Raw genomic sequence first — 13,164 nt, forward strand, 5'->3', positions numbered from 1 at the left:
TCGTTCTCTTGGTGCGCGTTCCCTAGGTGAGGAAACCTCACCGGGGTCGCACCGCTTCCTCCCCAACCTACTTCGTTGAGGTTGGGGTATCCACTCACATATTTTCTGATGACGAAAGACTGACAAAATCGCGTAGTTATGGAATTGATCTCGATGCTCTACCCGTTGATTAAAACTTGATACAAACTTGAGCAAAAAATTTACTCAGAGGTACATGATGAACTTATTCACTATTGATGAATTAACCACTTTAACCACAGCGTCAAACTCGACCTGTATCTCGATCTATTCGCCAATAGAGCGTTTAGGAATTGAAACCCAGCAAAATCCGATTCGGTTAAAAAATTTGGTTCGACAAGCGATCGAAAAATTGCTGGCGCTAGGAATGCGCGAACAGGATGCCAAAGAGTTGCTGCAACCCATCTACGAACTAGATAATGATGATTTCTGGCAACATCAAAGCGATGGACTAGCCATTTTTCTATCTCCCCATCAGTTCCACTATTACTGTTTACCGATCGCCTTTCCTGAATTAACGGTAGTTGGCGATCGCTTCCACATCAAACCACTACTGCAACTAATGTCAGGGGATGGGACGTTTTCGGTTCTAGCCTTGAGTCAAAACCAAGTGCGGTTATTTCAAGGAACCCGTTATCACCTGGATGAAGTTGAGTTAACGGATGTACCGACCAATATTGCAGCAGCCTTGCAATACGATGATTCCGAAAAAAGTCTCCAAGTACATACAGGCTCATCACAAGGCAATAGTGGGATTTTTCATGGACAAGGAGCCGGCAACGAAGATCGCAAACATGATTTATTGAGTTACTTTCGCCAAGTTAACAACGGTTTAGAGTATTTCTTCAAAAACCAGCAAACACCGCTAATTTTGGCAGGAGTTGATTATCTATTGCCGATTTATCACGAGGCAAATACTTATGCCCACTTGCTACCCAATGGTATCACTGGTAATCCAGAAACTTTGACCTTGGAAGAACTGCATACCCAGGCTTGGCAGATTGCACAACCCTATTTTGATCTCGCCAAAGTATCAACAATCTCCCATTACGAGGAACTACAAGGCAGCGAAAAAACAGCTAATACTCTCGAAAAAGTCTTAAGTGCTGCCTATTTCCAGCGTGTTGAAACCTTGTTTGTGCCTATTAATAAAAACGTTTGGGGAGTATTCGATCCAGTGGGGAATTCCATTCAGATTCACCCTCAACAGGAAACAGGTGACGAAGATTTGCTCGATCTAGCGGCACTACATACCCTCACCAATGGGGGAACAGTTTACGCCGTAGAACAGGAAGATGTCCCCGAACATAAAGCGATCGCAGCTATCCTGCGCTATTAAATAATTCCTAATTCGTCTGACCCATATTCCAGCCACACCATGAGGTTTCATGGAGCCAACAAATATTCAATGGTTTCAATTGATTCTCAACCGAGAAAACTGACCTAGGAAAACTCATGCTTTATCTGCCTTTAATTGGCATCTTTTTATTGATTGGCCCTGCGATCGCCGGGATCGCATTTTTCCGCCGACTTTCGACCCGTTGGCATTTGTTTTTGTTGAGCCTTTGCGTTGTCTATGGAATTTCCCCGTTTCTTATGACTTGGGGCGCACTCGGTTTGGCTGAACGCTTTGATTGTTCAGTAGAAGCGATCCGCTTTCGCTGCCCTTCTCCGGTTTGGCTGGGAGACGTTATTTCTGGGCTAGTGATGTCGCACTGGCTGGCAATTTTTGCCATTCCATCAGCGATTTTAGGGGCGATCGGGCTGCTGACTTCTGCGATTTCACAGCATCAACACTCCCGAAAAACAGGCAGTCCTTCAGAGCAATTTCCAGAGGCTTTTTACCGAAGTCGTCGCCACAAAATCATTGCAGGCATCTGTTCAGCCCTTGCTCAAAGTTGGCATCAGCCTATTCAAATAATCCGGATTGTCGCGGTTGTTTTAGCGATCGTCATTCCTGGATTTCCTTTGCTGTACTTGTGGTGTTGGTTGGCTTTCCCAATCGAGCCGCGATCGCAGCAACAACCTGTAGGAGAACAATTATGAACCGACGCAACAACCATCACATTTCTCGCCACCCCAAAACCACCTTTGCTGGGCAATTAGTTTGTCCCCATTGTCGAACGGCTTTTCCCATTACCTGGCGACGATATTGGGCTGCACCGTTGGGAAATTATCGCTGCCATGAATGTCAACAGCTGTCCCATGCTACAGCGAATTCCGGGTGGGCATGGCTCATTATCTTCGTCGCCATGACGCTGGTTATAATCGTTGGGGTTTTGTTAGTCGGTTATGTCTTTCGTAACAGTTGGCTGGGCGCGGCTCTTATTTTTATCGGGTATTTAGCGATTGGCTTGACCCTTGACAAATGGCTGGATGGGCATTTGAGACACTTGAAAATTCGTTCGTAACTGAGATCAACCCTCGATCTCGGTTGTCAGTCATCGTAAATGTTTGAATGTTTGGGTGAATGGTGGGGGCGATCGCATCAACGCAACGGCCACCATGCCACCTTATCCCGTGTTGCGCTATAGACTTCTTTAAGGCCATTGGGGTTGGCGACATATACGCCATCTTCCGTGGTGGCATCCTTGGGCGGCTTCGTTAAAAACCCCTCTTTTTGTAAGCCCTTGAGGACTTGTTCTACGGTGCGGGAATTGAGTTGGCAGGCACGGGCAATCACATCAATGGGCAGATCAAAACTGTAGATGCCGTCGGGGTTGGGTTGGTTGCCCAGTTCTCGCTCTTGGTAGATCAGGGCGCGGAGCAAGGCTGCGACGGCTTGGGGCGGGTAGGTGCTGCAATTGAGCAGATGATATTGAAACTTAATTCGCAATTCAAAGAGATAGTCGTAGCGATCGCGAAACTCATCATCTTCGTGATAAATCGCCTCCATCGCCGCTAGGGGTAACTTCACCACCTGGGCGGTTTTGTAGGCCTCCACCAAACTGGGAAAGGCCCGCGTTGCCTGGCCATGACTAAAGGGCAGATTCCGCATCCCAAAGCAACTCCCTGGATAGGTCAGGGACACAATGCGATCGAGGGGGGTGCTGCGGGTGATGATCAATCCCTCATTGAGGACGACGTATAGACTATCGAGGTAGGTATCGGGGAGAAAGGCGGTGTAGATCGGGCGGTTAGAAAAGAGGGTTTCCACTGTGAGGGAATTGGTGGGGAAATAGGCCGCGAGGGTCGTCGGAGTCATGCCGCGAAAGGGAAACACCCGATCGCAAATCGTGGCAAGAATCGGGGTGGGGACAGACTGAGCTTTGGCCATGGGGAACGAAATGAGCAACCACGGGCTTATTTTCCCATGTCTGCTGTTTAACCTGTATTTCAATTGCGCTTGTATTTCATTGACATTTGATTTGTATTGCAATACAATCGAAATTCAATCTCAAAACATAAGCATCTGAGTTTGAAGTGAATTAGGAATTTTGATCATGACAACGACCTTGCATTACCGTTCATGGTTGCGCCGTTCATCGCGTGGGTTGGTGATGATTTGCCTGAGTGCGATCGCCGCCTGCGCTTCGGTGGATGACACGACCCCAGAGGCGACAAATGGGGACTCAGCCACCGCCTCAGACCCGATTGAACTAACCCTCGTGTCCTATGCCGTGACCCAGAGGGCCTATGAGCAGATCATCCCGATGTTTGTCGAACAGTGGAAAGAGGAGACCGGGCAAACCGTGGCGATCGACCAAAGCTATGGCGGTTCTGGCTCCCAGACCCGTGCGGTGCTTGATGGTTTAGAGGCTGACGTGGTGGCGTTGGCGTTGGCGTTGGATACCCAAGAGATCGAGAATGCGGGATTGATTGAACCCGGTTGGGAGGATGAAGCTCCCTATGGGGCGATCGTCACCCGATCCGTGGTGGCGTTGGTCACACGGGAAGGGGGGGCAACGGTGCAAGGTTGGTCAGACCTGGCCAGAGGTTTAAAGGTGATTACGGCGAACCCGAAAACTTCCGGGGGCGCACGGTGGAATTATTTGGCCTTGTGGGGGGCGATCGCCCAATCCGGCAAAGATGACGGAGCCGCCGATGCCTTTACCACGGCGGTCTATAAAAACGTGCCGGTCTTGCCGAAAAATGCCCGTGAAGCCAGCGATCTGTTCTACAAACAGAGTCAAGGTGATGTTTTGATCAATTACGAAAATGAAGTGCTGCTGGCCGCCCAACAGGGGGATGTGCAGCCCTATGTGATTCCCACGGATTACAACATTTCGATTGATAATCCGATCGCCGTGGTGGATGCCAATGTAGACAAGCATGGCACGCGGGAGGTGGCGGAAGCCTTTGTGGCGTTCCTCTATACCTCGGAAGCCCAGCGCGAATTTGCCAAGGTGGGATTTCGTCCCGTTGATCCGGGTGTGGCGACGGAGTTTGCCGACCAGTTTCCCAAAGTTGACCAGTTGTTTACGGTGACAGATTTGGGCGGCTGGGATGCGATTCAGGCGAAGTTTTTCGCGGATGGTGCGGCCTTTGACAAAATGCTGGCCAAGATTGGCCGATCGCAGTAAAAGCCGAGGCTCTAAACCCTTGCATTGCATCGGTTTAGAGTGGTTTTCTGTGTTCTTTAGTGTGATATTTCAGTTTGAGATCCTGGTGTTGAATTTGGTGAATGTTCCTATGTTGAATGTTGATGTGATGAATGGTTCTGCTGAGGTGCAGCGATCGCGCTGGTCTTGGCCCTGGGTGATAACCTTGACCTATCTCAGTGTGATGCTCCTGCTACCGGCGATCGCCTTGATCCAAAAATCCCTCTCCCTCGGGTGGGCAGAAGTGTGGCGCATTGCCACCGATCCCGTCGCTGTTTCGGCCTACAACGTCACATTTTTAACCGCCCTCGCTGCGGCGGCAGTCAATGGGGTGATGGGAACCCTGATCGCTTGGGTGTTGGTGCGCTACTCGTTCCCCGGTCGCAAAGTGATTGATGCGGTGGTGGATCTCCCCTTTGCCCTGCCGACGGCGGTGGCGGGTTTAGCCTTGGCGACTCTCTACAGCGATCGCGGTTGGATTGGGCAATGGGTCGCCCCCCTCGGGATCAAGATTGCCTTTACCCGCACGGGGGTTTTTGTGGCCATGTTGTTTATCTCCCTGCCCTTTATCGTGCGAACCTTACAGCCTGTTTTACAAGAGCTAGAGCCAGAAATCGAAGCCGCAGCGCGATCGCTCGGTGCCACCCCTTGGCAAATTTTCCACCGCATCATTCTTCCCCCCTTAATTCCGCCCATTCTCACGGGGGTTGCTTTAGGATTTTCCCGCGCCGTGGGGGAATACGGTTCCGTGGTTTTGATTTCATCGAGCATTCCCTTTCAAGACCTCATTGCCCCGGTTTTAGTGTTCCAACGCCTAGAGCAATACGACTACGCCGGTGCAACGGTGATCGGCACAGTCTTACTGCTCGGTTCCCTCACCGCCCTGCTCGTAATTAACCGACTGCAACAATGGGGACGACGCTATGCGATCCGCTAATTCTGTAACCCAACCCGATCAATGGCAATGGCTCTTGATTATCCTTGCCTTAACCTATCTGGGTGTGGTGCTTTTACTGCCCGCCGGGGTGGTCTTCCACGCCGCGTTTCAAGAGGGTATCGGGGCATTTTTCGCCTCGCTCCACAGCCACGCTTTTCGCCAAGCGACCCACCTAACGCTGATCGTGACGGCGATCGCCCTCCCCCTCAACACCCTGTTTGGCCTCTGCGCCGCTTGGGTCATCGCCCGCAACCAATTTCGCGGCCGCACCCTACTCCTCAGTATCATTGATCTACCCTTTTCGATTTCTCCCGTTGTTGCTGGGTTGATGTTGGTTTTACTGTACGGCGATCGCATCGGTTGGTTTAGTCCCCTGCTCGCCAGTCTCGGCATCAAAATCATCTTTGCCCTTCCCGGTATCGTCCTCGCCACGGTCTTCGTCACCCTGCCCTTCGTCGCCCGCGAAGTGATCCCCGTCCTCGAAGACCTTGGCCCCGAACCCGAAGAAGCCGCCCGCACCTTGGGCGCGAACAGTTGGCAAATTTTCCGGCGCGTCATTCTGCCCCATATTCGTTGGGGATTACTCTACGGAATTTTGCTCACCAATGCGCGGGCCCTCGGAGAATTTGGAGCCGTTGCCGTCGTCTCTGGCAACATTCTTGGCCGCACCGCAACCCTGCCTATTTTTGTCGAGCAATCCTATCAAAACTATCAGTCCGTCGCCGCCTTTAGTGCCGCCGTCGTCTTAGCCGGACTCGCAATTTTGACCTTAATTGGCAAAGGCATCCTAGAACATTATTTCCTCAAAAAAACGCCATCCTCTTAAGGATTATGGTCATTCCAAATAAGAATAAAACACTATTTTCCGAAAGTCCCCATCGTTGAAAAAGCGAAGCATCCTCTGGCTTCCCGTCCTTGAAAAGCGAAGCATCCTCTATCCTCCCCCTTTTCAAGGGGGATAAGAGGGGGATCGTTAAGGGGGACGGGAGGGGGATTTAAGGGGGATTTAGGGGGATCGAGAATTCTCAGACTTAACTGAAACGACTATAATCTGCCACGATGACTCTGGCCAAACCGACGATTCATGGCCTGTAATCATCACAAACCCATCCCATTCATTGATCGCCAACTTAACCCAACCCACGGAACATTATGAGTATTCTCGTTGAAAATATTTCTAAGCACTTTGGTCAATTTCAAGCCCTCGATCAGGTGAATTTAGTCGTGCCAGATGGGAAATTGATCGCCCTTTTGGGACCCTCTGGCTCAGGTAAATCCACCTTGTTACGTGCCATTGCTGGCTTGGAATCTCCCGACAGTGGCGCAATTTGGATTAACGGTCAAAATATGACCCATCTGGATGTGCAACATCGGCAAATTGGCTTCGTGTTTCAACATTACGCCCTCTTTAAACATCTCACCGTGCGCCAAAATATCGCCTTTGGCTTAGAAATTCGCCGCATTAAAGCGGCTGAAATTCGTACCCGTGTGAATGAATTATTGGATCTGATTCAATTGCAGGGATTGGGCGATCGCTACCCCAACCAACTCTCCGGCGGTCAACGCCAACGGGTCGCCCTCGCCCGCGCCCTCGCCGTGCAACCCAACGTCTTACTCCTCGATGAACCCTTTGGGGCCTTGGATGCCCAAGTCCGCAAAGACCTACGCCTTTGGCTTCGCAACCTTCACCATGAGGTGAATTTAACCAGCGTCTTTGTCACCCATGACCAAGAAGAAGCCCTCGAAGTCGCCGATCAAATTGTCGTCATGAATTGCGGCAAAATTGAACAGGTTGGCACGCCTCAAGAAATCTACGAAACACCCGCAACCCCTTTTGTGATGCAGTTTGTGGGCGAGGTGAATGTGTTACCCAGTGTTGTGGCGCAGGATCATCGTCAGGAGCGATCGCCCATCTTTGTCCGACCCCATGCCGTCAAAATCCATTCTCAGCCCACCCCCGCCAGCCTTACTGCCACGATCACAGACATCCTCCATCGGGGCTGGGATGTTCACCTCAAACTCCAGTTATCGGATCGCACCCCCCTCACCGCCCACATCAATCGCGATCAATGGGCAGACCTCAACTTCAAAACTGGGCAATGTGTCCAAATTGAACTCAGTGAGATCAAAGCCTTTGCACCGTCAAAACAGCACCTGAATTTCTAATATCAACAAAAGTCAAGATATTAAGCAAATACTTTTTCTGGGTATAGAATGATAGAAGTAGGCAGCCCACCCTTCGAGAAGTGCAAAGCACAACACTCTAAATCCCTCTCCTAAGCTGGGAGATGAGGGCGGGGAGGAATCTAGTGGCGCAAGCAGGATACTCCCAAAAGATCAGCAAAGATTTCTATAACTAAACAACTCTAGAGATAAGGTAATTTTCGAGGAAAAATATACCATCTGTAGAGTGTCGCATTACCTTTGGCATGGCTTCCCTAGAGCGAAGCGTAATGCGCCATTGGCCGGTACTTTCATGGCCAGAGATTGTCTAACACCACGATCAATCTGAAATAACTCACCCCACAATGCCTGCGATCGCGTTTTGGAATACCTCTCACAAAATACTCAACTGCCAACAGCTAAAGTTTTTCACAAATAAATAACTCTGGAGACAAAACCATGATTAATCTGCAACAACAACAAAAAGAAAGCGCTATAAAGCAAGACAATTCCGTTGTGGCAATTTATGCAACCCATATCGTGGCGGAAGCGGCTGTCAAAGAACTCCAGCAATCTGGCTTCGATATGCAGAAACTATCGATTGTGGGACGCGACTATCACACCGAGGAGAATGTGGTCGGTTACTACAATACTGGCGATCGGATGCAAGCGTGGGGTAAAGCTGGTGCCTTCTGGGGCGGACTGTGGGGCTTTTTGTTTGGTTCCGCGTTCTTTGCGATTCCTGGTTTAGGACCGATTCTGGTCGCGGGCCCGTTGGTCAGTTGGATTGTGGGGGCGTTGGAAGGGGCGATCTTGATGGGCGGGCTGAGTGCAGTTGGGGCGGGCTTGTACAGCCTGGGGATTCCTGAGAACAGCATCTTGCAGTATGAACGGGCAATTAAGAACGACAAGTTTATTCTGATTGTCCACGGCTCCAAGTCTGACACAACCCATGCCCAAGAAATCCTCGATCGCACCCAGCCAGAAAGATTGGATAACCATCCGGTCACATCCAATGAACCATTGACGGGGGTGACATCTCCGCAGTAGCTGGTTAGAGTGAGTGTTTCAGTGGGGATTCAGACTAAGGCTTGCAAACTCAGGGTAGTTTCATTTAACTTTTGCGTCACCAATTTGGTTTGACCGATCCCCCACGCAGTTTCTTGGGCCCCTTGATTAATTTGCTCCATCGCTTGGACGACTTGGGCGATCGCAAAGGCTTCTTGTTGAATACTCTGGGCAATTTGCTGACTACTCAAAACCACATCGCCAATAGCTTGTTTTACTCCTTCAAAGGTTTGGGCCGTCTCACTGGTTAAAGACACCCCCAGTTTAACATTTTGGGTGATGCGTTCCGCGATCGTCACCGTCCTCTGCACCGCCTCTTGAATCGCCTTAACACGCTCATTAATATTTTGGGTCGATTGTTGGGTTTGTTCCGCTAACTTACGGATTTCGGTAGCCACCACTGTAAAGCCCCGCCCCTGATCCCCCGCCCGCACCGCTTCAATCGAAGCATTCAGAGCCAGTAAATTGGTCTGTTGTGCAATATCATTAACGAGTTTTGAAATACTCTCAATCGCCCGAGATTGCGCCGTTAATTGTTCAATTTGGGTGGCCACTGCTACTACAGTCTCTTGCAATTGGTAGATTTCCTGTAAGGTACGGCTAGAGGTTTCACTCCCCTGTTGGGCCAGGTCAAACACTTCTTGGGCTCGTTCCACCACAGAATTAACCTGCTGCGACGACTGTTGCGACGAGGCTTCCAATTGGCTCATGGTGGTGGTGGTTTCTTGCACTGCCGCCGCTTGCTGGCTGGCTACCGTATCTTGCTTGACCGCAACCATCGCAATTTCTTCACTCGTGGTGGCCACCGTATTCACCATTTCTTCTAGGGTGGAGGTGATGGCTTTGGAAATCAAACGTCGCAAGGGGGATAACATCACGCCCATAGTGATCGCGAGGAGCGGAATAAAAATACGCAAAATCCAAGCAAAGACCTGAGCGGCCATCTGTCGCTCGATAGCAGCTGCATCTAATTGCAATTCAATCAGAGCATGGATTTTGACAGTGATCGGATCAATAGACTGATAGATCTGGCTGTTAAATTCAATCAATTGATTGCGATCGCCCGTTTGTAGAATTCTCATGAGGCGATCTAATTCTGGCTCCGAACTTAAAAAGAGGGACTCTACATCTTGAGCGAATTTGGCTTCATCGGGGGTGAGTTGCGTTTGTAAGTACGCTTGCCAAGTTTCTTCGATACGCGATCGCGCCGCTTCGATCGATTGCAACGCCGCCTGTGATGTCATCACCCCCGCATTTGCCTTATTCGTCGCATCCACAATCGATATAGCATAGGCATCTGACACAAGTTTTAGTTGTTCCATCGGCACAATCCGATCATCATAAATCGTCCGAATTTTCTGGTTCATTAACGCAAAACCACCAATCGAAAGCCCACCTAATATCCCCAGTAAAAGAGCAGGAATTACACTAAATAGTTGAATCTTTGCCTTTAAATTCATGATAGTTTTCTCCGTAAACCGAAATAATTTTACTTTTTTATTTCCGCTTTTTTTTCCGAGCGCTTAATAATATCGCTCGATGGCGGTTTTGAGGATGAAACCAACCCCCAATATGTAACATTACCCTAGAAATAGGAGGCTCGAAACAACAAAAACCGTTATGCGTACAGATTTATTTAATTAGATACAGTAATTGTCCTGTTAAAAGTGCGATAATTAAACAACTCCAAGGCGATAACGAGACTAATATAAAGCCGTCTTATAGGACGGGGTTTCTACCCATTTTTCTGAAAAACTGTTATGCGTACAGGTTTATTTAATTAGATACAGTAATTGTCCTGTTAAAAGTGCGATAATTAAACAACTCCAAGGCGATAACGAGACTATAAAGCCGTCCTTATAGGACGGGGTTTCTACCCATTTTTCTGATGATTGAATACAAAAATAATCCACAGAACAACATCGTCGAAATTATCATCGAAGGGAAAATTACCGAAGAAGACTTCGATCAAGTGGTTTCTCAGTTGAAGGTTGATATTTCCAAGCACGGTAAATTGAGGATTTTGGAAGAAATTCGACATTTCGAGGGGATTGATCCACTCGCACTTTGGAAAGATATTCGCTTCGGCTTTGCCCATCTTAATGATTTTACCCATGCAGCACTCGTTGCTGATGCCAAGTGGATGCGGACACTCACGGAAGTATTCGATCGCATTTTGTCCGTTAAGGTCAAAACCTTTAAACCATCACAAATTGAGGAAGCACGGCACTGGCTCGCAGACCTGAGCAGCGATCGCCCACAGCCATAACGGAGTCCCAAATCCTGACGATCAATGGCGGCTCGTCGAGCATCAAGTTCTCACTTTTTGAGTCCGGCGACTCTCTGTGACCGTTCCATTCAATAAATGCCAAAGGAATACCCATTTTTTCTATGAAAACCTCTGTCGATCGACCCAAAGCTCCTGAAGAAAGTCCCGATCCGAAGGACGATCTGAAAACCCTACCTATGGATCAACTAGAGGCAAAACTGGAGTCGTCACCAGAGGGTCTCAGTCAAGACGAGGCGAGTAAGCGGCTGAAGCACTATGGACCCAACGAGATTAAAGAGGAGAAAACCAATCCCTACCTGAAATTCCTCAGCTATTTTTGGGATCCTATTCCGTGGATGATCGAGGTGGCGGTGATTCTATCGGGCATAGTTGGACATTGGCCTGATTTTTTCATCATTCTACTGTTGCTGGTTGCTAATGCCGTAGTTGGGTTTTGGGAAGAACACGAGGCGGGGAATGCGATCGCCGCCCTGAAGTCCAAGCTGTCCGTTAAGGCGCGGGTGAAACGGGATGGAAAGTGGATCGCACCGCCGTCCCGTGAATTGGTCCCAGGGGATTTGATTCGCTTACGTTTGGGCGATATTGTGCCAGCAGATGCCCGCCTGCGATCGGGTGACTCGGTGGAGGTGGATCAGTCGGCACTTACGGGGGAATCTCTGCCTGTCACTCGTAAACCAGGGGAGGCTGTCTTTTCTGGTTCAATCCTGCGCCGGGGTGAAATTGATGCCCTCGTCTATGCTACGGGGGCGCATACCTACTTCGGCAAGACGGCGCAATTGGTACAAACGGCGCACACTTCTAGCCACTTTCAAAAGGCGGTTTTGAAGATTGGTAATTACCTGATCCTCCTAGCCTTGGCGCTGGTGACGTTGATTGTGACTATTGCGATTTACCGAGGAGATCCGATCCTGACCACCTTGCAGTTCGCCCTAGTGCTGACTGTGGCTGCGATTCCGGTGGCAATGCCGACGGTGCTATCGGTGACAATGGCAGTGGGTGCGCGACTACTGGCCAAGAAACAGGCGATCGTGAGCAAGCTGGTGGCGATCGAGGAATTGGCAGGCGTGGATATGCTATGCGCGGACAAGACTGGCACGCTGACCCAAAACAAGCTGAAACTGGGCATTCCGTTTTGCGTGAACAATATTTCCGCCGAGCAAGTGATTCTCTATGGGGCGCTGGCCTCGCGTAGTGGCAATAACGACGCGATCGATCTCGCTGTCATCGGTGGACTAAAAAACAAAGACGCATTGCAGGGTTATCAGATTGAACATTTTCAGCCCTTCGATCCGGTGCATAAACGCACGGTCGCGATCGTGAAGGACTCGGATGGCAAAGAATTCAAGGTGACGAAGGGAGCGAACCAGGTGATTCTGGCTCTGGCTGATAATGCTGGGGAGGTGAAGTCTGTTGCTGAAAAGGCGGTCAAAGACTTCGCTGTACGCGGCTTTCGGTCCTTGGGCGTGGCGCGAGATTCGGGTGACGGCAAATGGCAGTTTTTGGGTGTATTGCCATTGTTTGATCCGCCTCGGGATGATGCCAAGTCAACCATTGCCACCGCAGGCAAGATGGGCGTTCAGATCAAGATGGTGACGGGGGATGCCCAGGCGATCGCCCATGAAACGGCCACAAAACTGGGGATGGGTGCAAACATTCTCGATGCGAGTAGCTTGGGGGATGTCAAGCAACAGGAAACGGCTGAGTCTGCGGAGGCGATCGAGAAAGCAGACGGTTTCGCCCAGGTGTTCCCTGAACATAAGTTCCACATTGTGGATGTCCTGCAAAAGCACGGACACATTGTTGGCATGACGGGGGATGGTGTGAATGATGCCCCGGCGCTGAAGCAATCCGACTGCGGTATTGCCGTTGCAGACGCGACGGACGCAGCGCAGGCAGCAGCAGATATCGTACTGCTCACACCTGGACTATCAGTGATCATCGACGCGATTAAGGAGAGCCGCCGCATTTTCCAACGGATGAACAGCTATGCGATCTACCGCATCGCTGAGACACTGCGGGTGCTGTTTTTCATGACGCTGGCGATTTTGGCCTTGAACGCTCCCCAACCAAATCAAAGATTATGGTTGGGGATTCTTTCAGCTACGAGAGACCTCGTAGCGTTCCCAGAACAACTGGCGTTCTCAGTG

Annotated in this window: 12 protein-coding genes; 10 read left to right on the top strand and 2 right to left on the bottom strand. The window is 50.0% G+C overall.

The annotated features are described in order from the left end of the window. Positions 1 to 217 precede the first annotated feature (217 nt). The 3 genes from JUI58_RS13040 to JUI58_RS13050 all read left to right on the top strand — a co-directional run bounded on the left by JUI58_RS13040 (position 218) and on the right by JUI58_RS13050 (position 2,429). Complete coding sequence (locus tag JUI58_RS13040; protein ID WP_239121450.1) at positions 218 to 1,357, top strand: hypothetical protein; 1,140 nt, start codon at positions 218 to 220, stop codon at positions 1,355 to 1,357. A 116-nt stretch (positions 1,358 to 1,473) separates the two neighbouring features. Next, positions 1,474 to 2,064 carry a PspC domain-containing protein gene (locus JUI58_RS13045; RefSeq protein WP_204104231.1) on the top strand — a complete coding sequence of 197 codons (591 nt, stop codon included), beginning with the start codon at positions 1,474 to 1,476 and terminating at the stop codon, positions 2,062 to 2,064. Beyond that, positions 2,061 to 2,429: a hypothetical protein gene (locus tag JUI58_RS13050; protein WP_204104232.1), complete on the top strand. Its 369-nt coding sequence runs from the start codon at positions 2,061 to 2,063 to the stop codon at positions 2,427 to 2,429. Before JUI58_RS13045 ends, JUI58_RS13050 begins: the two co-directional genes overlap by 4 nt. 77 nt (positions 2,430 to 2,506) lie before the next feature. Here JUI58_RS13050 and JUI58_RS13055 read toward each other — a convergent pair whose 3' ends face one another. Continuing rightward, positions 2,507 to 3,295, bottom strand: coding sequence for a Crp/Fnr family transcriptional regulator (locus tag JUI58_RS13055; protein WP_204104233.1), 789 nt, complete (start codon positions 3,293 to 3,295; stop codon positions 2,507 to 2,509). 166 nt (positions 3,296 to 3,461) lie between these two features. On the opposite strand from JUI58_RS13055, the gene JUI58_RS13060 reads away from it, so the two are divergent. The 5 genes from JUI58_RS13060 to JUI58_RS13080 all read left to right on the top strand — a co-directional run bounded on the left by JUI58_RS13060 (position 3,462) and on the right by JUI58_RS13080 (position 8,709). Continuing rightward, positions 3,462 to 4,541, top strand: a complete 1,080-nt coding sequence (locus tag JUI58_RS13060) for a sulfate ABC transporter substrate-binding protein (RefSeq protein WP_239121451.1) — start codon at positions 3,462 to 3,464, stop codon at positions 4,539 to 4,541. A 109-nt stretch (positions 4,542 to 4,650) separates the two neighbouring features. After that, complete coding sequence (gene cysT, locus JUI58_RS13065) at positions 4,651 to 5,496, top strand: sulfate ABC transporter permease subunit CysT (protein ID WP_204104241.1); 846 nt, start codon at positions 4,651 to 4,653, stop codon at positions 5,494 to 5,496. Continuing rightward, positions 5,483 to 6,322 carry a sulfate ABC transporter permease subunit CysW gene (cysW, locus tag JUI58_RS13070; protein WP_204104234.1) on the top strand — a complete coding sequence of 280 codons (840 nt, stop codon included), beginning with the start codon at positions 5,483 to 5,485 and terminating at the stop codon, positions 6,320 to 6,322. The genes cysT and cysW overlap by 14 nt, the downstream gene beginning before the upstream one ends. A 326-nt stretch (positions 6,323 to 6,648) precedes the next feature. Then, entirely contained in the window at positions 6,649 to 7,662 is a 1,014-nt protein-coding gene (gene cysA, locus JUI58_RS13075; RefSeq protein ID WP_204104235.1) for a sulfate ABC transporter ATP-binding protein, read from the top strand. A 456-nt stretch (positions 7,663 to 8,118) separates the two neighbouring features. Next, on the top strand, positions 8,119 to 8,709 hold the full coding sequence (locus JUI58_RS13080; RefSeq protein ID WP_204104236.1) for a general stress protein: 591 nt from the start codon (positions 8,119 to 8,121) through the stop codon (positions 8,707 to 8,709). A 29-nt stretch (positions 8,710 to 8,738) separates the two neighbouring features. Here JUI58_RS13080 and JUI58_RS13085 read toward each other — a convergent pair whose 3' ends face one another. Further along, on the bottom strand, positions 8,739 to 10,187 hold the full coding sequence (locus JUI58_RS13085) for a methyl-accepting chemotaxis protein (RefSeq protein ID WP_204104237.1): 1,449 nt from the start codon (positions 10,185 to 10,187) through the stop codon (positions 8,739 to 8,741). Between the two features lie 428 nt (positions 10,188 to 10,615). Between JUI58_RS13085 and JUI58_RS13090 the strand changes: the two genes are divergently transcribed. Next, positions 10,616 to 10,996: an STAS/SEC14 domain-containing protein gene (locus tag JUI58_RS13090; protein ID WP_204104238.1), complete on the top strand. Its 381-nt coding sequence runs from the start codon at positions 10,616 to 10,618 to the stop codon at positions 10,994 to 10,996. A 197-nt stretch (positions 10,997 to 11,193) separates the two neighbouring features. Then, the coding region (locus JUI58_RS13095) for a plasma-membrane proton-efflux P-type ATPase (protein ID WP_348539885.1) at positions 11,194 to 13,164 on the top strand (1,971 nt) is incomplete at its 3' end.

It is taken from the genome of Spirulina sp. CCY15215, from assembly GCF_016888125.1.
Classification (GTDB): Bacteria; Cyanobacteriota; Cyanobacteriia; order Cyanobacteriales; family Spirulinaceae; genus CCY15215.

Excerpts from the sequence above, each read along its gene's own strand:
- cysW (WP_204104234.1), top strand. The coding sequence starts at position 5,483 with ATGCGATCCGCTAATTCTGTAACCCAACCCGATCAATGGCAATGGCTC.
- JUI58_RS13085 (WP_204104237.1), bottom strand. The coding sequence starts at position 10,187 with ATGAATTTAAAGGCAAAGATTCAACTATTTAGTGTAATTCCTGCTCTT.
- JUI58_RS13090 (WP_204104238.1), top strand. The coding sequence starts at position 10,616 with ATGATTGAATACAAAAATAATCCACAGAACAACATCGTCGAAATTATC.
- JUI58_RS13080 (WP_204104236.1), top strand. The coding sequence starts at position 8,119 with ATGATTAATCTGCAACAACAACAAAAAGAAAGCGCTATAAAGCAAGAC.
- JUI58_RS13055 (WP_204104233.1), bottom strand. The coding sequence starts at position 3,295 with ATGGCCAAAGCTCAGTCTGTCCCCACCCCGATTCTTGCCACGATTTGC.
- JUI58_RS13045 (WP_204104231.1), top strand. The coding sequence starts at position 1,474 with ATGCTTTATCTGCCTTTAATTGGCATCTTTTTATTGATTGGCCCTGCG.
- JUI58_RS13060 (WP_239121451.1), top strand. The coding sequence starts at position 3,462 with ATGACAACGACCTTGCATTACCGTTCATGGTTGCGCCGTTCATCGCGT.
- cysA (WP_204104235.1), top strand. The coding sequence starts at position 6,649 with ATGAGTATTCTCGTTGAAAATATTTCTAAGCACTTTGGTCAATTTCAA.
- JUI58_RS13050 (WP_204104232.1), top strand. The coding sequence starts at position 2,061 with ATGAACCGACGCAACAACCATCACATTTCTCGCCACCCCAAAACCACC.
- cysT (WP_204104241.1), top strand. The coding sequence starts at position 4,651 with ATGTTGAATGTTGATGTGATGAATGGTTCTGCTGAGGTGCAGCGATCG.
- JUI58_RS13040 (WP_239121450.1), top strand. The coding sequence starts at position 218 with ATGAACTTATTCACTATTGATGAATTAACCACTTTAACCACAGCGTCA.